Below are 19,703 nucleotides of genomic sequence, written 5' to 3'. Positions count from 1 at the left end.
CCTTACCGACGCACGCCGGACGCGGCGGCACGTTCGAGTACAACCTGCGCGTGGTTAATGATGGGGCCGTCGATCATTTTGCCGTTCAGCGAGACCACGCCAAGCCCGTTACGTTCGCCCTCTTCGGCCGCTTCAATAACGCGCTTCGCGTGATCGACTTCCTGCTGAGTGGGCGCATAGGCGTTGTGCAACAGATCGATCTGCCGCGGGTTGATCAGTGACTTACCGTTGAAGCCCATTTTGCGGATCAGTTCGACTTCGCGCAGGAAACCCGCTTCGTCGTTCAAATCTGACCACACCACGTCAAAGGCATCGATACCGGCGGCACGGGCTGCATGCAGTACGGCACAACGGGCATAGAAGAGTTCGGTACCGTCGCCACGTTCGGTTTGCATGTCCATGACGTAATCGAACGCCGCCAGCGCAATGCCGATCAGACGCTGAGAGCTGCGGGCGATCGCCACCGCATTGATCACGCCGATTGCCGACTCGATAGCCGCCATTACACGCGTGGAGCCGATTTCACGCCCACATTCCTGTTCAATACGTTCGAGATGCCGTTCCAGCTCGTAAATATCCTCCGGCGTGTCGGTCTTCGGCAGACGCACCACGTCCACGCCAGCGCGAACCACGGCTTCCAGATCTTTCAGGCCAAACGGCGTATTGAGCGGGTTAATACGCACCACGGTTTCGATGTCTTTGTACATTGGGTGCTGCAGGGCGTGGAACACCAGCACGCGGGCGGTGTCTTTTTCACGCAGGGCCACCGCATCTTCCAGATCGAACATGATGGAGTCCGGGCGGTAGATAAAGGCGGTGGAGAGCATGGCGGCATTGGCGCCGGGGAGAAACAGCATGCTACGACGGAGTTTTTTCATAGCAGTTTCTCCCAATTGATATTGTCACTGTCGCTGGCGCGCAGAATAGCGCCTTGCAGACGGGCACGGATAACACAGTCCAGCGCACCTTTGTCTTCAATAATGATGACGCCCTGGTGGACATCCATATTGCGTAGCGTGGTCACCACGACCTCACGAATCTGGTCGCCGAACTGCTTAATCACTTCACTGTGGATGACGATGTCCAGCTCACCTTCGGCAGGGGCTATTTTCACCATCAGGTCGCTGGATTCCAGGGTCCCGGCCAGCGCCTCCCTAACAATTTTCATATTTTATGTCCTGAGTTTTTTAAGCGACTTCCGCGCTGTAATGCATTTCAAGGTGCGCGAAAGTGGTATCCGGTACGATTTCCCGAATACGGGAAAACTGCTGCGTTTTCAGTAAACGCCGAACTTCTGAGGCAGAGATGGCATTGCCCGTGGCTTTGATGCGCGGGATCTCAACCACCTCAACCGCTCCCGTCAGCAGACTTTGCATGGTCTGGTTGTACTGGCGGGTAATGTCGCAAAACGGCTCCGAACCGATAAAGCGGTGAGTAATACCCAGTGCAGGCGCAATATGGTTGCGGAAAATCAACACGTCGATCTCACTCCACGCCTGCTGAACTTTTCCGCTCTCTTTAAGGAAATAGGCCGGAAAGGTCGCCCGGGAGATGATGTACTCTGAACCGGCGTGAACGGTGACGTTGGACAGGTGCGCAACCCCCGCTCTCACCATCTGCATCCGCGCCTTGAACGGGAAAAAGGAGGCATCTTCCTGCACCACGAACAGATGTAAGTGGTCACAGGATTTTGCTGCCTGCTCCACCAGGTGACGGTGCCCGAGCGTAAAGGGGTTCGCGTTCATGACGATCGCCCCGATACGTTCTCCGGCAACGCGCAGGTGCCCAAGCGAGCGGCAATAGCGGCTGATGCCCGACGGCGTGTTTTCCATGAGCACGGCATTGTTGCCGCTCTGGGCGATGGGCCAGAATCCGCTATGCGCAAAGCGCTCCCGGTTACAAGGGCGCGTGCACAGGAACAGATGGAAATGGCCCCGTGCCAGCGCCAGGTGCTCCACCTCCGCCAGCAGACGTGCGCTGAGGTTTTCTCCCCGCAGGGATTCATCCACCGCAACACATTTGATGACGTTGGCGGTCAGACCCGCACACCCCACCAGCCGGGTACCGGACCAGGCTTCAACGAAGGTGGTGATATCACTGTCCAGCCCTAAGCCGCTGTCCGCGAGCAGAGAGCGAATCTGCATAAAACGCTGCGATCCGCTGGCTACGTCTGCGACGCGAAAATCGATGGGGAGTTGTGCTTGCATTTTCTCGCCTGTTTCCTTAGTGCGCGGCCGCCAGAGATTGCTGCGCTGGCGCATCCATGATCACATTGCTGAGATGACCGATGTTTTCGATCTCGACTTCAATGCGATCCCCGGCGTTCATGAACAGCGGCGGGGTGCGTTTTTTGCCAACGCCACCCGGCGAACCGGTGATGATCACGTCACCGGCGTTCAGGCGGGTAAAGGTACTGATGTACTCGATAAGCTCTGCCACCTTGTGGATCATGCTGGCGGTGTTGTCCTCTTGCACCATGCGGCCATTCAGCCAGGTGCGGATCGCCAGTTGATGCGGGTCAGGGATCTCATCCGCCGTGGTCATCCACGGTCCGAACGCACCGGTCTGACGCCAGTTTTTACCGGCGGTAAACCAGGTGTGCTGCCAGTCGCGAGCAGAACCGTCCATGTAGCAGCTGTAACCGGCAACGTGACCTAATGCCGCTTCGCGAGAGATGTTTTCACCGCTTTTACCGATGATCACCGCCAGCTCGCCCTCATAGTCAAACTCCCTGGAGTGGCGCGGCTTGAGGACGGGTGTCTGGTGGCCGGTTTGTGAATCAGCGAAGCGGATGAACAGCGTTGGCGCCGGGTTATGCTGGTCAAACTCTTTGCGTTTTTCGGCATAGTTCATGCCAACACAAAGAATTTTTCCGGGGTTATCGATGACCGGCAAAAATTCCAGCGCATCGAAGCCGAAATCCGGTTTCTCACCGAACCACTGCTGGGCTTCATTGACCGCGTCGGCGGCGAGCAGTGATTTCAGATCGCTGTAACGATCCCCCAGACGGCGGCCCAGATCGACCACACCATCCGCTTTCACGATCCCGTAACTGCGGATCCCCTGATGGACAAAGCTTGCGAGTTTCATATCAGTTCCTGTAACACATGAATCAAACGAGGAAGTTGCCGAGGACCAGAAGCGATATCGAGACGTTGATTGCACCGCCGATACGGGTAGCAATCTGCGCGAACGGCATCAGGCTCATACGGTTACCTGCAGTGAGGATGGCAACATCCCCGGTACCACCCTGCCCGCTCTGACAGCAGGAGACGATGGCAACATCAATCGGATGCATACCGATTTTTTTACCGACGAAGAAGCCGGTGGCGACCAGCGCGGACACGGTGCTGACGATAACCAGCAGGTTGGTCAGCGTGAACGCGTGCACCAGCTCCTGCCATGGGGTAATAGCCACACCGACCGCGAAGAGGATGGGGTAGGTCACGGAGGTCTGGAAGAATTTGTAAACGACCTGCGAGCCTTCAAGGATTTTCGGCGAAACGCCGTGAACCAGCTTGACCAGCACCGCCATGAACAGCATGCCAACCGGTGCAGGCAGACCAATTAGTTTGTGGCCCAGCATGCCCAGCATATAGAGCAGTACCGCCAGCAGTGCGCCGGACGCGATGGTGGTGACGTCCGCTTTGCCGCTGAACGCTGGCGCAGGCGTTGACTTCTCAGCGCTGTTCGGTTGATCGGGCATCAACTGGCCTTCACCGGTCAGGTGCGGGAAGCGTTTACCCAGTTGGTTCAGGCAACCGGAGATAATGATGGCGGTCAGCCCACCCAGCATCACCATCGGCAGCACGCGACCCAACGCAACACCCTGATCCATATGCAGAATAGTGGCGTAACCAATAGAAAGAGGAATCGCCCCTTCGCCTACGCCGCCTGCCATAATCGGCAGAATAATAAAGAAGAAGATCTGGAACGGTTCAAGGCCGAGCAGCATGCCAACGCTCATGCCCACGATCATGCCGACGATCTCGCCGCACAGCATCGGGAAGAAAATACGCAGGAAGCCCTGAATCAGCGTGGTGCGATTCATGCTCATGATACTGCCCACAATAATGCAGCAGATATAGAGGTACAGAATGTTGGTCGATTTATAGAACTTGGTGGTGGATTCCACCACCACGTCCGGCAGCAGGCCATAATAGACCATCGCAGACGGGATGAAGGTGGCGCAGATGGCTGCCGCACCCAGTTTGCCGACAATCGGCAGACGTTTACCGAATTCACCACAGGCGAAGCCGAAGAACGCCAGGGTGGCGACCATCACCACGATGTCACTGGGTAATTTTCCGCCCAGGCAATCCACCGCAATTAATGCGCCAGCGAGAACAAATAACGGCAATGGAATAATCCCGACCTTCCAGGTATCCATGATGTGCCACCATCTGTCTTTCAGGGATGTTTTTTGAATCGATAGCGATTCAGAGGTAATTGAAAAAGAATCGTCAGTTGTGCTCATTATTAAGCCCCTTGGTTATTTTGCAGCATCAGAGTAAAGGGCTGACCGTCAACAATATGTGAGGTGCTGCATAATAAAACCGGAGTTTTAATGGCATCTATGGTTTTTAAGGTTTCTTTTATTTAGTGTGATTAACACCGTAATTATTTTCGTGGTTTTTATGGTTTCTTTATATTAAAAAACAAATTAATAACATTTCCAGAAAATCTCTGTTTCTTTATCAGTGACCGTCGCCATCAGCTGTGCAAAGGATCACAAGTTTCCAGTAAACTCGCCCCCGGCAAAGAGAAAGATGTTACATTGCTGTTTTTGATGCTCTTGCGTGAAATCATGAAACTGTCGTTCCAGATTAAACTCTTTATATCGCTGGTGCTTTTTTTCTCTGGTTTGTTCATCTTACTGGGTAGCTATTATTATATTGACGTCGGTCGTCAGCTTTATCAGGAAATGAGCGTACGAGCAAAAATACAAGCTGAAGAAATAGCGATTATTCCGAGTTTACGCAAGTCGGTTGCTGAAAAAGATATTGCCGCCATTTCAAGTTTTATGCAGAAAGTCGTTGCACGTAGTGACGCCAGCTTTATCGTGATTGGCGATAATAAAGGCATTCATCTTTACCATTCTGTTTATGAAGACCGGGTCGGCACCTTATTGGTCGGGGGGGATAATCAGGATGTGTTGCAGGGAAAAAGCCTGACCACCATTCGCCAGGGCGGGCTGGGTATTTCTCTACGCAGTAAAGCACCGATCTTTAACGATACAGGTCAGGTTATCGGGATAGTTTCAGTGGGCTATCTCACCAGCTATCTCGATACCATAACGCTTGGCAAAGCGATCAACATCTTTATTGCTGCCGTGCTGCTGCTGGCGGCGCTGTTTGTTTTCTCGTGGTTCTTTACCCGCAGCATCAAAAAACAGATTTTCTCGCTGGAACCGCGCGAAATCGGCCTGCTGGTGCGTCAGCAAAAAGCAATGATGGAGTCGATTTATGAAGGGGTGATCGCCATCGACAGCAACCTGCGCATCGAAGTGATCAACCAGGCCGCCAGGAAACTGCTGAGTCTGAGCCAGCCGACGCGGGCGCTGCGCGGGCAGTTGATCACCGAGCTGATCCCCGGCGTGCCCTTCTTTTCCCGCGATCGAATGCTGGAAAAAGATACCCATGATGAGATTTGTCGCTTCAACCACGTGACGGTGATCGCCAGCCGCGTGCGCATTATGCTGGAAGACAAGTTACAGGGCTGGGTGATCACTTTTCGCGATCGCAATGAGATCGATAGCCTTAGCGCCCAGTTGAGTCAGGTGAAACGTTATGTCGATAACCTGCGCATCATGCGCCATGAGCAATTGAACAGAATGACGACCCTCTCCGGCCTGTTACACATGGAGCGCTATGATGACGCGATACGTTACATCCAGGCGCAGTCGGAACATGCCCAGGAGCTGCTCGACTTTATCTCGTCCCGCTTCCACTCGCCTACGCTCTGTGGCCTGCTGCTGGGCAAAGCGGCGCGCGCCCGGGAAAAAGGAGTCGAACTGACGTTTGATCCCAGTTGCCAGATGGCAAGACCGGCCCATTCGCTGGCCGAAGCCGAGCTTATCTCGATCATTGGCAATTTGCTGGATAACGCCATCGAAGCGACGCAACGCGCGGCGCTGCCGCACGATCCGGTTGAGGTGTTGATCCTGCAAAATGAACGGGAGCTGATCATTGAAGTGGCCGATCGCGGTGTAGGGATCGCCCCGGAGATTCGCCATCGAATTTTTGAACGCGGGATGACCACCAAGCGCAGTGGCGATCATGGCATTGGCCTGTATCTGATCGCGAGCTATGTCACCCAGGTCGGCGGTACGATCGAAGTTTCTGATAACGCGCCGCGTGGAACGATTTTCTCTTTGTTTATTCCTGAAACGGGTCATGTACAACGACAATGCCCCGATATGACGCTGGAAGAGCAGAATAATGCGACATGAACAGATAGATGTGCTGATAGTAGAAGATGAAAACGAACTGGCGCAGCTTCATGCTGAACTTATCGGTAAACATCCGCGTTTGCGGCTGGTAGGCATTGCGACTTCTCTGGCAGAGGCGAAGGCGCAGCTTACCAGCAAGCAGCCGCAGTTGGTGTTGCTCGATAACTATCTGCCGGACGGCAAAGGGATCACGCTTATCAGTGACCCGATGGTTATTCGCGCCAACTGTTCGGTGATTTTTATTACCGCCGCCAGCGATATGGACACCTGTAGCCAGGCCATTCGCAATGGGGCTTTTGACTATATTCTCAAACCCGTGTCGTGGAAGCGGCTCAGCCAGTCGCTGGAGCGCTTTGTGCAGTTCACCGAGCAGCAGCGGGTGTGGAAGATTGTCGATCAGCAGAACGTGGATTCGCTCTATCAGTTGCAGGCGAAGAATTACAAGCTGGATAACGGCAGCAAGGGGATTGAGGAGAATACGCTTTCGCGCGTGCAGACCCTGTTTGCCGATGCCGGTGAGCGCTGTTTCTCGGTCGATGAAGTGGTGGTGGAGACGGGTCTGAGCAAAACCACTGCCCGCCGTTACCTGGAGCACGGCGTAGAGTCGGGGTATTTAGCGGTAGAGATGCAGTACGGCAAAATTGGGCATCCAAGAAGGATGTACCGCCGGACTGGAGAGAGTGCGTAGGGATTGTGCGCGGGTTTCCCCCTCACCCTGGCCCTCTCCCCAAAGGGGCGAGGGGACTGTTCTGTGCGATCTAGTAGACCTCACACTCCGCCTTTCTCCCTCTCCCCGTGGGAGAGGGAACCGTTCGAGCCTGCTTTTCTCCCTCTCCCCGTGGGAGAGGGAACCGATCGAGCCTGCTTTTCTCCCTCTCCCCGTGGGAGAGGGCCGGGGTGAGGGCATCAGGCCGCAGAGGAAAGCATCAGACCGCAGCGGGCTGCTTCAGCACGTTCCCATATAACCGCTTAATCCCGTCGGCATCCGTCTCGGAGTACACCCCCTGCAACTCCGGTGAGAAGCCCGGCAGCAGGTTAACGCCCTCTTCCAGCGCAAGGAAGTAGCGCTGTACCGCGCCGCCCCACACTTCACCGGGCACCACGCACAACACGCCCGGCGGATACGGCAGTGCGCCTTCAGCGGCAATGCGCCCTTCCGCCTCGCTGATACGCACCAGATCCACGTTGCCGCGAATATACTCCTGATGCGCATCCTGCGGGTTAACGGCCACTGCCGGGAAGCTCGCCTTACGGAACATCTCTTTTTGCAGATCTTTCACATCAAAGCTGACGTAAAGATCGTGCATCTCCTGGCACAGCTGGCGGATCGTATAATCACGGTAGCGTACCGGGTACTTGTTGTAGATGGTCGGTAGTACCGCTGCCAGCGGCGTGTCATCTTCAATATGCCGCTCAAACTGCGCCAGCATCGCCACCAGATGGGCCATTTTCGCCGTGCTTTCTGCCGGGGTCAGCAGGAACAGGATCGAGTTGAGATCGCATTTTTCCGGCACAATGCCGTTCTCACGCAGGTAGTTCGCCAGAATCGTCGCCGGAATACCAAACTCCGTGTACTCACCTGTTTGCGCATCGATTCCCGGCGTGGTCAGCAGCAGCTTGCAGGGATCAACAAAATACTGATCCTGGGCGTAGCCATCAAAACCATGCCAACGGGCCCCCGGCTCAAAGCTGAAGAAACGACGCTCACTGGCGATCACCTCTGTCGGATGATCCTGCCACGGGCGGCCGGCGATGTCCGGCGGCACAAACGGCTGGATCATCTTGCAGTTGGCGATGATCGATTTACGCGCTTCGATGCCCACTTCCACACACTCAGCCCACAAACGGCGGCCGCTCTCGCCCTGATGGATTTTGGCGTTCACATCGAGTGCGGCAAACAGCGGGTAAAACGGGCTGGTCGAGGCGTGCAGCATAAAGGCATTGTTCAGGCGCTTATGTGGGCAAAAACGGGCCTGGCCGCGCAGATGGTTATCCTTTTTATGGATCTGCGAGGTTTGCGAGAATCCGGCCTGCTGTTTGTGCACGGACTGGGTAACGAAGATCCCCGGATCGTTTTCGTTCAGCTCCAGCAGCAGCGGCGAGGTGTCCGCCATCATCGGGATGAACTGCTCATAGCCCACCCAGGCGGAGTCAAACAGGATGTAGTCGCAGAGCGTGCCGATTTTGTCGATAACCTGACGGGCGTTGTAGATTGTGCCGTCGTAAGTACCGAGCTGGATCACCGCGAGGCGGAACGGACGCGGCTGATTAGCTTTTTCCGGTGCCACGTCGCGGATCAACTCACGCAGGTATTTCTCATCAAAGCAGTGATCGTCAATGCCGCCAATAAAACCGAACGGGTTGCGGGAGGCTTCGAGATAGACCGGCGTTGCCCCGGCCTGGATCAGGGCGCCGTGGTGGTTAGATTTGTGGTTATTGCGGTCAAACAGTACCAGATCGCCACGGGTGAGTAGCGCATTGGTCACCACTTTGTTGGCCGCTGAGGTACCGTTCAGTACAAAGTAGGTTTTGTCGGCATTGAAGACTTTCGCCGCGAACTTTTGCGCATGTTTCGCAGAGCCTTCATGAATGAGCAGGTCGCCCAGTTTGACGTCGGCGTTACACATATCGGCACGAAAAACGTTTTCACCGAAAAAGTCATAGAACTGCCTGCCTGCCGGATGTTTCTTGAAAAATTCACCGTGCTGATGACCCGGGCAGGCGAAGGTGTCATTTCTCATCTCTACGTACTGGCGCAGGGTATCGAAAAACGGTGGCAGCAGGTCGTCTTCGTAGTCGCACGCCGCCGCTTCCAGCTCCAGCCAGTCCTGATCTTTACCGTCGATAACGGCCGTGACGCCATCCGGCCGTTCCTCGGTTTCACCGTCGAACAAAAATACCGGCAGGTTAAAGCCCGTCCGTTTGAGCAAAGCCAGAATGCCGCTACGGCTCTCTGCCCGCGTAATGACGACTGCCGCCACATCCGTAAAGTCGGTGCTGTCGAGGGTCACCTTTTCACGGTGCGTAGACAGGGTGGAGATCAGCTCTCGGCTGACGGCAATTTTCATTGTTTTCATAAGCACACTTACCCGTTTCAGGGGAAAAAAGGCCCCGGATGATGCGTTTGCTTCACCCAACGAACGTGTCTGACTGGAACCCGCTCCGACCGCCAGACATCAGTAAAAGCAGATAGGCTCTGATTTTAATGTTGTCCTGAAGTGAGCGTCCGCTAGCCTCACCGCATGGTGAGAGAAGTATGGGATAAAATTGCACGGGTGAACATGCATGCAGGGGTGCAATGCATCTGTTGGAGTGATGAAAGCAGCGTCATTCCAGGCAGTCCCGTAGAGTGGAGAGGAAAATTCGCGCAATCATGTCATCATTTATTAGCAGGTGCAACCAACGAGACAACGGCAAATTGCAGCCTCATGCAGACGCATTTTTAATGATTCACATAAGTTATTATATTCAAAAGATTAATACACATCACCACCGCATTATTCGGGCATAATAATGTGCATTACAGCGCCATAATATGCAGTTGCTCACGCCAGGTATCAGGAGAAAAAACGTGTTTACTGGACCCTTTATCAATGCTGCCGCCGTTCTTTTAGGCGGCGTTCTGGGCGCGGTGCTTAGCCAGCGCTTGCCGGAGCGTATTCGCGCCAATATGCCGTCGATTTTTGGCCTCGCGTCGCTGGGCATAGGCATTCTGCTGGTGATTAAATGCGTGAATCTGCCCGTGATGGTGCTCGCCACTCTCGTCGGCACGCTGATTGGTGAACTCTGCTATGTGGAGCGCGGCATCAGCGGTGGCGTAAATGGCCTGCGCAACGTGCTGCAAAAGCGCCGTGGCGGGGAACACGCCCTCAGTGGGCATGAGGCGTTTATTCAAAGTCTGGTGGCGATCATTATTCTGTTTTGTGCGAGCGGCACCGGTATTTTCGGCGCAATGCGTGAAGGCATGACCGGGGATAACAGCATCCTTATTGCAAAAGCCTTTCTCGATTTCTTTACTGCATTGATTTTTGCCACCTCGCTGGGCATTGCTGTCGCCGCAATCAGCGTGCCAATGCTGGCGATTCAGCTCACCCTCGCTTACAGTGCCACGCTGATTATGCCGTTAACCACACCGGCGATGATGGGCGATTTTACCGCCGTGGGCGGTGTGCTCCTGTTAGCTACGGGCTTAAGAATTTGTGGCATCAAGATGTTTGCCGTAGCGAACATGCTGCCTGCCCTCGTGCTGGCTATGCCGCTTTCTGCCCTGTGGACCGCCTTTTTTGCCTGAAGATACGTGCATCTCCTCTTTTCTGGTGATAGATTGTGCAGTCTGCAACGATTTGAAGAAATTTCGTTGACGAGGCGAGGCGAATCGGTTTTAATGCGCCCCGTTGCCCGGATAGCTCAGTCGGTAGAGCAGGGGATTGAAAATCCCCGTGTCCTTGGTTCGATTCCGAGTCCGGGCACCACTATTTAGAAGAACCCGCCTATGGCGGGTTTTTTGCTTTTGGAGATACGGACTCTTCATCGAACTTCGTTCGATTATTCGCCGCAAGCGGCTCACCCCTCCGGGGCCAGCGCGGCAAGCGCGCTGTTCAACGCCTTCGGCGTTAGTCCGAGTCCGGGCACCACTATTTAGAAGAACCCGCCTATGGCGGGTTTTTTGCTTTTGGCGATACGGACTCTCCATCGAACTCTGTTCGATTATTCGCCGCAAGCGGCTCACCCCTTCGGGGCCAGCGCGGCAAGCGCGCTGTTCAACGCCTTCGGCGTTAGTCCGAGTCCGGGCACCACTATTTAGAAGAACCCGCCTATGGCGGGTTTTTTGCTTTTCTGCGGCCGGACTTTCCATCGAACTCCATTCGATTATTCGCCGCAAGCGGCTCACCCCTTCGGTTATCCGGGCTGCAGTCGCCAGATGTTTACCTACATTTTTATTCCAGTGCAATCATGGTAAGCAAAGGGGTACTTACTGTAAGTGGATGATCTGGTAGGATAAATGATAGTTTTGCATTATTTATCGCTGGGTTGAATCGCGGTTAATATCGCCTGTGCCAGTTCAGCTCCAGTTGCATCTTTTCCTGTTAATACAACAGAACTTTTATTTTTAATGGCAATTTTGGCCAGCGCTATTAAATCCGCAATTTTGACGGTGTCAGGCAAGATGGCCTCCTCCTCAGGTATAATCGGATTTCCTTTATGAATAGATATTTCCGCATTGCTTGTGTCATAAACATGCTCACCCCAGTGCTCAGGCTCCGCTCTTAATGCCATAATACTTTCATAAACTAAGCGATGACAGGAGTCAGATGTTGAAATTCTCCATAATGAAAGATTCCCGACATCGAGATTACTCCGTGAAGAAAACCCCACGACTCTATAATCTCGATAGAACGCGCCCGTTTCACCATTATCTTTCTCCGTGGTCTTTCTATTTAACTCAAGTCGTATACGACAAAATACTCTTGAGACTGGGTTAAACATATAAAATGAAGAAAAAGCGCCCCCTTTTGGGGCCGTGAACCAATATTTAAACATATGTACTCCAGTTACGATTAAACAGGTGCAGAATTTAAGCTCTGCACCTTTTCATTAGAAGTAAAGAAGAGAATTACCGGAGAGATTCCAAATGTTCTTTTAAAGAATCATCGTCAAAAAATGATTCCACTTTCCATGTATTATCAGGCTCAAGTGATACATGAAACTTGGTTCGGCCCTCGGTTGCATCACACTCTGCGGCAGACCTGGAAGACGAGATGAAGTTCATGATCGTTCCCGCTTGATACGCGCCAGTGGCCACATAAAACTTAATAACAGGCTGACAGTCTAGCCTGGTATTCGATTCCATTTCTACAAAACTGGATAAAACAATACTTTTATCGCTTTTCTCAATTGCGGCTCCTGCAAGATATCTTTTTCTTTCAGGATCAAACACCGGGGAGCAAATACGAAACCCTCCTGGAGCAACATTCAAATCAATCTTAGCGGCTTCAATACCTAACGGATTAGTTTTGACGTTAACGCAGTTTGGTTTAATCTCCCCAGCACCCGCAGCAGGGGTAAGTTCAACAAGTCGACTTGCTGTCATGAAACCATAAGGTTTACCTGGGACAATTTCTTCCTTCACCTCCACAACACCCGCATAATATACTTCCCTCACCCCAAACTCGTATTTACTGCCAGATTCTGAAAAAGGAGGGAGGGGTGTACTCAAAATACTATTTGAATAAACACCCTCCGCTCCGTTATATTTTGCAGGCTGCTGGAAGAAAAAAATCTCTTTTTGTTTCGAGGATTTATTAGTCACTACAATTTTAATTTCAGTAGGCATAAGTCACCTTTCCATATGAAAAATATCGATGAACAATATTCCACTTACATCAATGGTCTTTTCTACCAGGCAAATGAAATATTGAGTAGACAAGTTAAAAATCTATTTTTAAATAAGTAACCCGTCTGATTGATAATATGGACGTGAAACTGCCTGAATATTGTGAATAGGGTCACACAAACCAATCATTGATCGATTTTAACGATCGATAATTAATTAACAATAGGTTTTGTGAATTAATTATCAGCATACATATCTTTGGATATATAAAATATTCCAATGGCGGATCACGCGTTAATCGGGCACTTCAATATCAGCATCCTGGTCAGCGATCGGTGACAGAAAACCAGGGAGTACCCTGCTCGGCAAAAAACCACATTAAAATCATGTCATTACATTTACATTTTTTAACATTAACTGTTTACACGGTAACGATAATCCATATCATCTTGATAATTACTATCACCTGAGAAGGTGGTGTTCGTGTAATGCGGGGCATTCATGCCGCCGAAATCTCGATAAATCAGGACGATCACAATAATGAAATCCCGTTGCTCCTGGGCGCTAAGCCCTTGTTTACTGATGATGCTCGCCGCAAATGCCTCGGCTGAAGGACAGAAAGAAGAGACGCTGGTCGTGGCCGCCAGCCGTTCAAATCACAATATTACCGACATGGCACAAACCACCTGGGTCGTTGAACAGGCTGAAATTGAACAACAGGTTCAGGGTGGTAAAGAACTCAAAGAAGTGCTGGCGCAGTTGATTCCGGGTATGGATGTCAGCAGCCAGGGGCGTACCAACTACGGTATGAATATGCGTGGTCGTTCAATGATGGTGATGGTCGACGGCGTGCGTTTAAACTCTTCGCGCAGCGACAGCCGCCAGTTGGACTCTATCGATCCGTTTAATATCGCGCGTATCGAAGTCATTTCCGGTGCCACCTCTCTCTACGGCGGCGGCAGTACCGGTGGCTTAATCAATATCGTCACCAAAAAAGGCCAGCCGGAAACGGAAGTCGAGTTCCAGACCGGCATGAAAACCGGCTTTAACAGTCATAACGATAATGATGAGAACGTCGCGGCGGCGGTCAGCGGCGGCAACGACAATGCCTCGGGTCGACTATCCGTTGCGTATCAGCGCTTTGGCGGCTGGTATGACGGCAAAGGCAACGAAGTGAACATCGATAACACCCAGACCGGTCTGCAATACTCTGGCCGTCTGGACGTGATGGGCACCGGCACGCTGAACATCGACGACCATCAGCAACTGCAGCTCACCACCCAGTATTACAAAAGTGAATCCGACGGTAAGCACGGCCTGTTCCTTGGCGAGAACTTCTCCGCGGTGACCGGTGCAGGCAACGCATATAACAAGAACAATCTCGATTCCGACCGTATTCCGGGCACCGAGCGTCACCTGATCAACCTGCAATATTCCAACACCGATTTCTGGGGTCAGGACCTGCTCGCGCAGATTTACTACCGCGATGAAAGCCTCACATTTTACCCCTTCCCTACCCTCTCCGGCGGCAAGGTCACCAGCATTGGGGCGTCACAGCAAAAAACCGATTTCTACGGCGGCAAACTCACCATTAACAGCAAGCCGCTGGATGATTTGACACTGACGTGGGGGGTGGATGCCGAGCATGAAACCTTCGACGCCAACCAGCAATTTTTCGATCTCAACAAAGCCGCAGCCAGCGGGGGGATGAAGCTGGACAACGCCTGGAACGTCGAGCGTTATCCGGGCTATAGCATTACTAACCTTGCGCCGTTCCTGCAAAGCAGTTACGACATCTCCGCCATCACACTGAGCGGCGGCGTACGCTACCAGTACACGGAAAACCGGGTCGACGACTTTATTGGCTACGCGCAGCAACAGGGTATCGCCACGGGTAAAGCCACCTCCGCTGACGCCGTACCGGGCGGGAAAACGGATTACAACAACCTACTGTTTAACGCCGGTATTCTGGGGCACCTCACCGAGCGTCAGCAGCTGTGGTTTAACTTCTCACAAGGTTTTGAGATCCCGGATCTGGCCAAATATTACGGCTCCGGCACCTATCAGTTGAGCAATGGTCACTATCGCCTGGTGAACAGCGTGAACGTCAACGATTCAAAACTGGACGGCATCAAAGTCGACGCATATGAGCTGGGATGGCGCTTCACCGGGGATAACCTGCGCACGCAGATTGCCGGTTACTACTCGCTCTCCGACAAAACCATCAACATCAACAAAACCGACATGACCATCAACGTTGAAGATGATAAGCGTCGCATCTACGGTGTCGAAGGCCAGGTGGATTATTTCTTTACCGACAGCGAGTGGAGCACCGGTGCGAACTTTAACGCCATCAAATCGCAAACCCGCGTCGACGGGAAATGGGAAAAGCTGACGGTCGACAGCGCCAGCCCGTCCAAAATGAGCGCCTGGGTGACCTGGGCGCCGGGGGACTGGACTCTGCGCGTACAAAGCACGCAGACATTTGATCTCTCTGACGAAGCCGGTAAGCATATCGACGGTTACAACACCGTTGATCTGTTAGGCAGCTACCTGCTGCCGGTGGGCAAGCTGAGCTTCAGCGTGGAAAACCTGCTTGATGAAGATTACACCACCGCCTGGGGACAGCGCGCACCGGGCCTTTACAGCCCAACCTACGGTGCTGAGAACCTGTATACCTATAAAGGCCGCGGTCGTACCTTCGGCCTGAACTACTCGGTCGTCTTCTGATAGTCACAGCCGCCTGCAATGCAGGCGGCAGTTTTTGGCTTAGAGCAACGTCAATCCTTCAGTGACCCGGCACCCGCTTTTAGAAGAAAGAACTTCGGGCAACGAAGAGCCTCATGCAGCTGGCAAAACCCAGGAGAAAACGCGTTTTCGGGCCATTAAACAATTCCGGCCTCGCCTCCTCCCAGATACCTTGCATGCAAGAATGCAGAACTCACAGCATCAATATCTTTTCCCGCGATACCCTGCTCTTCAAAATGATTGCGCCACTCTCTGACTACGCGCCAGATAGAGTCAATTTGCGCGATAGCATCGGCCCGACTTAAACCAAAGCGCTCACACCAGGTAAGCGCATTAATCAACGTAGCCTCTTTACCAGCAGCCCCCACGCCAAGGTGTAGGCGACGATGGTGGGAATGCACCGGACGGGGCACCACATCGTATAATGGGCTGATATGCCACGCGAGATTGATGACAGTGTGAGGCTCTTGCATCCCTCTGACGGGCGTTTGCTCTGGCGACTCCATCAGGACAAAGCCATGATTGCGTAAATGGTCATCATCATTGTTGACCAGAATATTGAATACCATCCGGCGATAGAGCTCTTTTAAGTCTTCAACCAGGCAGCCCGCATCAAGATGGCGACGCATAGCGTCTGCGAGCTCAGCATAACTGCTTTCTATGGATGCCATTTCGTGGATATTCATCAGTGTCAGTGCAGACACGAAATGACGTCGCCCGGTCGTCTCTCCAGCCCCAACACGGTCAAAACGCTTAATCAACATCGCAAAGCGCCCCTCACCTATCTCTTCAAGGCGGGTCTCGGGAACATGGAGCCCTGCTGAATGTGCAAGTCTTAGCGTTGCATGTTCAACTGCCGGGTAACAAAAACCTCGATCTGTACGGGAAGAGAATTTCGCCAGCCAGTGACTACCATCTTCAACCACCACCGTGGCTTTTGGACGCATCCCCCCCATACTGGAACCCGCATCGAATATCCCGTGAAGATTTGTTGGCAAAGGTACGCCATTCTCAATTCTTTCTGCTGCATCCAACAGATATCCCAGTGACTTAATATCCGCTGAGTCCTTTAGCTCTCTGGCCGGTTCTCCGTCGGGCGTGATATCTAACGCGCCTGTCCGGTTGGGTCCTGCTTCAAGCAGGTACACTGACTCTGGTAGCGCATTTGCCGGTACTCTCCTCCTGGCTTCAATGACGCGACGGCCCCATGCATCGGGTGCAGCATCACGGATACCACCAAATAGCGCTGATTCTTGCGCAAATAATTCCTGTCTGGCGACTTGTTGTCCATGCAACATACCTAACCCGACAGGATCGATTTCAATCGCCCCATTTCTTTTCAGATATTTCAGACCATAGACAAAACGCGATGCCAGGAGCGCAACACCTTCTTCTTGCAAATGCAATTTACCAGCTGGCACCGACCGGGTTGCCCCCGGCAGAAACGCATGGAGCATTAACGTCTGTTCAGAAGTCATATTCTTCCAGCTCCTTGTTGCTGAGCGGCCTTGCCCGGCGAGGGCGAGCAGCAGCATCCATGGCATCTACCACGTTATCTTGTTTCGTCAACACATCTGCCAGCGTTGCACCAGGACGGATAACATCGAGATAGCGAAGGATCTGACCGATTGCGACACCGGCATCACCATTTTCGATGCGACTGACGGTGTTACGACTCAAATTTGCCCGGACAGCCACTTCTGACTGGCGCATTTTTCGGGCGATGCGGCTCTCAGCCAGCTTGCGACCCAGCGCGCTGAGTTGAAGGCTTTGTTCCGAAGAGAGTAAATCATGTTGAGAACGCTTCATTATGCACCTTAAAACCATCACTAAATTCTTTATGTTCTATTTTAGGTGCATATTTCAAAATTTCAAACTCAGAAGCGAGTGATACGCTCAAATGGATGCACCTTAAAAGATACGTTATCATTATTGCGTTGTTTTTAAGGTGCAAAATAGTCCGTATTGATGTGCTACATAATTGCCCGCTTTTTGCTTAGAGTAACGTCACCCCCTCTGCCGTGCGCAGCCAGCGCGGGGCTTTCATTCCCGCCGTAAAGAATGTCACCAGGTCATACAGCAAGCCTCTTATCTCTTTCGTCAAATCTGCTGAGATCTGCTTCCCCTCAAGCACGTTGGTCAGCGCCAGACAGTAGCGGCAAAGCTCGGTACATTCTGGTTCGAAACGCGGGGCGTTTTCAGGAAGAACATCGACCGTCAGGCTGGCAATAAGGTGCGCAAGGATGGGCTCAAGCAAGGTGGGTTCCAGCAGGCTCAGGCAGGAACGCAGTTGGCCATACAGCGCTTTTTCAAGCCATGGATCGTCGCTTTCAATCAGGATTTCGGCGAGGTTTTCGCAGTAGTCAGCCAGAACGGTGAAATCTGTCTGGACGTTAAATGCGGTGGTGAGTAACGGGTGAGTCTGGGTAGGGAACGTAGCCATAGTGGCAGCCTCCTGTAACGGGTAATAGACGCTGGCGCGTCATGTGTCGCCTGTAACAGTGTTCAGGAGGCTAATCCCGGCACCTGATTTTGCAGGTGCGGGGGGAAGATACTGCTATCGGTAACAGGTCGCAAGCGCTTTTACTGTGGTGAAAGACACGGCGTATGACTCTGGAATCTGCTTCGCAAAACTGTATGTAATATGCAGGCTAATTACCGCAGGTTTATGTTTTTGCTGATGTGTTCATCCAAAGGAAGGTGAATGTTCGGGTTATTTTTTGATACAGACATAATCAATCGCTTTCTCAGGTATGGACAATTCATTATGCACACCGCAAAAAGCCGATGTCATTACTGAACATTCGACTAACCCGCCTTCCGGCGGGCCATCACTCTCCTCACCCAAACACCTTCTCCCCCAGCGTCAGTGCTTTATCCAGATACGCCTGGGGGCTGCCCAGCTCCGGCAGTAACATCAGTTCAGAAGCTTTGACCTGCGCACCGCAGTAATCAAAAATGCCGTGGGCGATTTGTGCGTTAAAAGCGGCGGTAAAGCCGTGTCGGTCGTAAGCGCCCTGGCTCGCCGCGCCAAGGCCAATAATGTGCACCGGTAGATGGCCCAGTTTTTTTACCACTTCTCCTTCGGCGGTCTCTTCGTACGCCCAGCCGTTGGTAAACACGCGGTCAATCCAGCCTTTCAGCAGGGCGGGCATCGACCACCAGTAGACGGGGAACACCAGCACCAGCGCATCGGCCTTATCAATTCGCGCCTGCTCTGCGACAATGGCCGCAGATACCGGCTCGGTAAGTTTGAACGCGGCAAAATCCTGTGCGGTGAAGGTCGGGTTAAAACCTTCGGCGGTGAGGTCAACAATATCGGCGGTGTGCTGCGTGTTAGCGGTAATGCCTTTCGCTACGGCGGCAGCGACGCTATGGGTCAGAGAGTGGGTATCCGGGTGAGAAACGACGATTAAAGCATGCATTTGGCGACTCCTGGTTGCGGGATGGCGTAAGCAAACGTACTCTATATACCAAAGGTAAGTTACCATTAGTAAGTTACCTTTGGTATATAAGCGTGTCAATGGAGAATCTGTTTGATGACAAATCAGCCCGCTCGCCAGCGGTTATCTCGCCAGGAACGCTATGTTCAACTGGTCGATGTGGCCTGGCAGATTGTTCGTGAAGAGGGGACAGAAGCGCTGACGCTGGGTCGTCTGGCGGAGCGTGCCGGGATAACAAAACCGGTGGTTTACGATCATTTCACCAGCCGTTCGGGGCTGTTCGCCGCACTTTATCGGGAATACGACCTGCGCTCGACGGCGCGTATGGATGCACAGATAAGCCAAACGGAACCGGTGCTGGAGAAGCTCGCGGCGGTGATTGCCGACGCTTACATCGAGTGCGTGCTGTTATCCGGGCGCGAAATGCCCACCGTGATTGCCGCGCTCAGCGGCACCCCGGAGCTTGAGCAACTTCGCGAAGAATATGCCACCACGTTCATTGAAAAATGCCGGGCGTTGTTCAGCCCTCTCAGCAAGAGTAAAACGCTACAGACACCTGCGCTATGGGCGATGCTTGGCGCGGCTGAAGGATTATCCTGGGCAGTGGTCATAGGCAAAATCAGTGCGCAAGAGGCGAAAGATCAGTTGGTGCAGGGGATCATTTGTATGGTCGATAAAGTGAGTGATTAAACATAATCAGGCACTCATCCTGAATCAATCCCCTCAC

17 protein-coding genes and 1 tRNA gene are annotated in these 19,703 nt (G+C 52.8%); 6 read left to right on the top strand and 12 right to left on the bottom strand.

What is annotated here, in order from left to right; all coding sequences use genetic code 11:
- Positions 1 to 2: 2 nt before the first annotated feature.
- From citE to ACUY4Q_RS03995, 5 genes are read right to left on the bottom strand one after another with little or no spacing between them, the layout of a single operon-like run.
- A complete protein-coding gene (gene citE, locus ACUY4Q_RS04015; RefSeq protein WP_458045800.1) occupies positions 3 to 878 on the bottom strand; it encodes a citrate (pro-3S)-lyase subunit beta in 876 nt (291 codons plus the stop codon).
- Positions 875 to 1,168 carry a citrate lyase acyl carrier protein gene (gene citD, locus ACUY4Q_RS04010; RefSeq protein ID WP_458045799.1) on the bottom strand — a complete coding sequence of 98 codons (294 nt, stop codon included), beginning with the start codon at positions 1,166 to 1,168 and terminating at the stop codon, positions 875 to 877. Before citD ends, citE begins: the two co-directional genes overlap by 4 nt.
- A 19-nt stretch (positions 1,169 to 1,187) precedes the next feature.
- On the bottom strand, positions 1,188 to 2,207 hold the full coding sequence (gene citC, locus ACUY4Q_RS04005) for a [citrate (pro-3S)-lyase] ligase (protein ID WP_458045798.1): 1,020 nt from the start codon (positions 2,205 to 2,207) through the stop codon (positions 1,188 to 1,190).
- A 16-nt stretch (positions 2,208 to 2,223) separates the two neighbouring features.
- A complete protein-coding gene (locus ACUY4Q_RS04000) occupies positions 2,224 to 3,090 on the bottom strand; it encodes a fumarylacetoacetate hydrolase family protein (RefSeq protein ID WP_458045797.1) in 867 nt (288 codons plus the stop codon).
- Positions 3,091 to 3,112: 22 nt separating this feature from the next.
- A complete protein-coding gene (locus ACUY4Q_RS03995) occupies positions 3,113 to 4,477 on the bottom strand; it encodes a 2-hydroxycarboxylate transporter family protein (RefSeq protein WP_458045796.1) in 1,365 nt (454 codons plus the stop codon).
- Positions 4,478 to 4,807: 330 nt separating this feature from the next.
- Between ACUY4Q_RS03995 and ACUY4Q_RS03990 the strand changes: the two genes are divergently transcribed.
- Positions 4,808 to 6,451, top strand: coding sequence for an ATP-binding protein (locus ACUY4Q_RS03990; RefSeq protein WP_458045795.1), 1,644 nt, complete (start codon positions 4,808 to 4,810; stop codon positions 6,449 to 6,451).
- The gene (locus ACUY4Q_RS03985; protein WP_458045794.1) at positions 6,441 to 7,139 is read left to right on the top strand and encodes a response regulator; all 699 of its coding nucleotides are present in this window, start codon (positions 6,441 to 6,443) and stop codon (positions 7,137 to 7,139) included. The genes ACUY4Q_RS03990 and ACUY4Q_RS03985 overlap by 11 nt, the downstream gene beginning before the upstream one ends.
- A 238-nt stretch (positions 7,140 to 7,377) precedes the next feature.
- On the opposite strand, the gene ACUY4Q_RS03980 is transcribed toward ACUY4Q_RS03985, so the two are convergent.
- A complete protein-coding gene (locus ACUY4Q_RS03980) occupies positions 7,378 to 9,528 on the bottom strand; it encodes an ornithine decarboxylase (RefSeq protein ID WP_458045793.1) in 2,151 nt (716 codons plus the stop codon).
- Positions 9,529 to 10,022: 494 nt separating this feature from the next.
- Here ACUY4Q_RS03980 and ACUY4Q_RS03975 point away from each other — a divergent pair, with 494 nt between their 5' ends.
- Both ACUY4Q_RS03975 and ACUY4Q_RS03970 read left to right on the top strand, forming a co-directional pair.
- Positions 10,023 to 10,742, top strand: a complete 720-nt coding sequence (locus tag ACUY4Q_RS03975) for a DUF554 domain-containing protein (protein ID WP_458045792.1) — start codon at positions 10,023 to 10,025, stop codon at positions 10,740 to 10,742.
- Positions 10,743 to 10,847: 105 nt separating this feature from the next.
- Positions 10,848 to 10,923, top strand: a tRNA-Phe gene (locus tag ACUY4Q_RS03970).
- 544 nt (positions 10,924 to 11,467) lie between these two features.
- On the opposite strand, the gene ACUY4Q_RS03965 is transcribed toward ACUY4Q_RS03970, so the two are convergent.
- Positions 11,468 to 11,992: a hypothetical protein gene (locus ACUY4Q_RS03965; RefSeq protein WP_458045791.1), complete on the bottom strand. Its 525-nt coding sequence runs from the start codon at positions 11,990 to 11,992 to the stop codon at positions 11,468 to 11,470.
- Between the two features lie 73 nt (positions 11,993 to 12,065).
- Complete coding sequence (locus tag ACUY4Q_RS03960; protein WP_458045790.1) at positions 12,066 to 12,785, bottom strand: hypothetical protein; 720 nt, start codon at positions 12,783 to 12,785, stop codon at positions 12,066 to 12,068.
- A 540-nt stretch (positions 12,786 to 13,325) separates the two neighbouring features.
- Between ACUY4Q_RS03960 and ACUY4Q_RS03955 the strand changes: the two genes are divergently transcribed.
- Entirely contained in the window at positions 13,326 to 15,515 is a 2,190-nt protein-coding gene (locus tag ACUY4Q_RS03955) for a TonB-dependent siderophore receptor (RefSeq protein WP_458045789.1), read from the top strand.
- Positions 15,516 to 15,670: 155 nt separating this feature from the next.
- On the opposite strand, the gene ACUY4Q_RS03950 is transcribed toward ACUY4Q_RS03955, so the two are convergent.
- The 4 genes from ACUY4Q_RS03950 to ACUY4Q_RS03935 form a co-directional block, all read right to left on the bottom strand.
- On the bottom strand, positions 15,671 to 17,011 hold the full coding sequence (locus ACUY4Q_RS03950; protein WP_458045788.1) for a type II toxin-antitoxin system HipA family toxin: 1,341 nt from the start codon (positions 17,009 to 17,011) through the stop codon (positions 15,671 to 15,673).
- The gene (locus ACUY4Q_RS03945; RefSeq protein ID WP_458045787.1) at positions 17,001 to 17,342 is read right to left on the bottom strand and encodes a helix-turn-helix domain-containing protein; all 342 of its coding nucleotides are present in this window, start codon (positions 17,340 to 17,342) and stop codon (positions 17,001 to 17,003) included. The genes ACUY4Q_RS03950 and ACUY4Q_RS03945 overlap by 11 nt, the downstream gene beginning before the upstream one ends.
- 187 nt (positions 17,343 to 17,529) lie before the next feature.
- Entirely contained in the window at positions 17,530 to 17,976 is a 447-nt protein-coding gene (locus ACUY4Q_RS03940) for a hypothetical protein (RefSeq protein ID WP_458045786.1), read from the bottom strand.
- Between the two features lie 397 nt (positions 17,977 to 18,373).
- A complete protein-coding gene (locus tag ACUY4Q_RS03935; RefSeq protein WP_458045785.1) occupies positions 18,374 to 18,958 on the bottom strand; it encodes an NAD(P)H-dependent oxidoreductase in 585 nt (194 codons plus the stop codon).
- Positions 18,959 to 19,072: 114 nt separating this feature from the next.
- On the opposite strand from ACUY4Q_RS03935, the gene ACUY4Q_RS03930 reads away from it, so the two are divergent.
- Positions 19,073 to 19,666 carry a TetR/AcrR family transcriptional regulator gene (locus ACUY4Q_RS03930; RefSeq protein WP_458045784.1) on the top strand — a complete coding sequence of 198 codons (594 nt, stop codon included), beginning with the start codon at positions 19,073 to 19,075 and terminating at the stop codon, positions 19,664 to 19,666.
- The last annotated feature ends 37 nt before the right edge of the window (positions 19,667 to 19,703 follow it).

The sequence above is a fragment of the Phytobacter cepae genome, assembly GCF_054165735.1.
Note: the sequence above shows the minus strand (reverse complement) of the source record. Positions and strands in the feature narration are given on the sequence as shown.

What these genes read in the sequence shown, in the direction of transcription:
- ACUY4Q_RS04000 (WP_458045797.1), bottom strand. Translation starts at nt 3,090, where the DNA reads ATGAAACTCGCAAGCTTTGTCCATCAGGGGATCCGCAGTTACGGGATC.
- citD (WP_458045799.1), bottom strand. Translation starts at nt 1,168, where the DNA reads ATGAAAATTGTTAGGGAGGCGCTGGCCGGGACCCTGGAATCCAGCGAC.
- ACUY4Q_RS03950 (WP_458045788.1), bottom strand. Translation starts at nt 17,011, where the DNA reads ATGACTTCTGAACAGACGTTAATGCTCCATGCGTTTCTGCCGGGGGCA.
- ACUY4Q_RS03990 (WP_458045795.1), top strand. Translation starts at nt 4,808, where the DNA reads ATGAAACTGTCGTTCCAGATTAAACTCTTTATATCGCTGGTGCTTTTT.
- ACUY4Q_RS03930 (WP_458045784.1), top strand. Translation starts at nt 19,073, where the DNA reads ATGACAAATCAGCCCGCTCGCCAGCGGTTATCTCGCCAGGAACGCTAT.
- citE (WP_458045800.1), bottom strand. Translation starts at nt 878, where the DNA reads ATGAAAAAACTCCGTCGTAGCATGCTGTTTCTCCCCGGCGCCAATGCC.
- ACUY4Q_RS03960 (WP_458045790.1), bottom strand. Translation starts at nt 12,785, where the DNA reads ATGCCTACTGAAATTAAAATTGTAGTGACTAATAAATCCTCGAAACAA.
- ACUY4Q_RS03940 (WP_458045786.1), bottom strand. Translation starts at nt 17,976, where the DNA reads ATGGCTACGTTCCCTACCCAGACTCACCCGTTACTCACCACCGCATTT.
- ACUY4Q_RS03945 (WP_458045787.1), bottom strand. Translation starts at nt 17,342, where the DNA reads ATGAAGCGTTCTCAACATGATTTACTCTCTTCGGAACAAAGCCTTCAA.
- ACUY4Q_RS03995 (WP_458045796.1), bottom strand. Translation starts at nt 4,477, where the DNA reads ATGAGCACAACTGACGATTCTTTTTCAATTACCTCTGAATCGCTATCG.
- citC (WP_458045798.1), bottom strand. Translation starts at nt 2,207, where the DNA reads ATGCAAGCACAACTCCCCATCGATTTTCGCGTCGCAGACGTAGCCAGC.
- ACUY4Q_RS03955 (WP_458045789.1), top strand. Translation starts at nt 13,326, where the DNA reads ATGAAATCCCGTTGCTCCTGGGCGCTAAGCCCTTGTTTACTGATGATG.
- ACUY4Q_RS03965 (WP_458045791.1), bottom strand. Translation starts at nt 11,992, where the DNA reads ATGTTTAAATATTGGTTCACGGCCCCAAAAGGGGGCGCTTTTTCTTCA.
- ACUY4Q_RS03935 (WP_458045785.1), bottom strand. Translation starts at nt 18,958, where the DNA reads ATGCATGCTTTAATCGTCGTTTCTCACCCGGATACCCACTCTCTGACC.
- ACUY4Q_RS03985 (WP_458045794.1), top strand. Translation starts at nt 6,441, where the DNA reads ATGCGACATGAACAGATAGATGTGCTGATAGTAGAAGATGAAAACGAA.
- ACUY4Q_RS03980 (WP_458045793.1), bottom strand. Translation starts at nt 9,528, where the DNA reads ATGAAAACAATGAAAATTGCCGTCAGCCGAGAGCTGATCTCCACCCTG.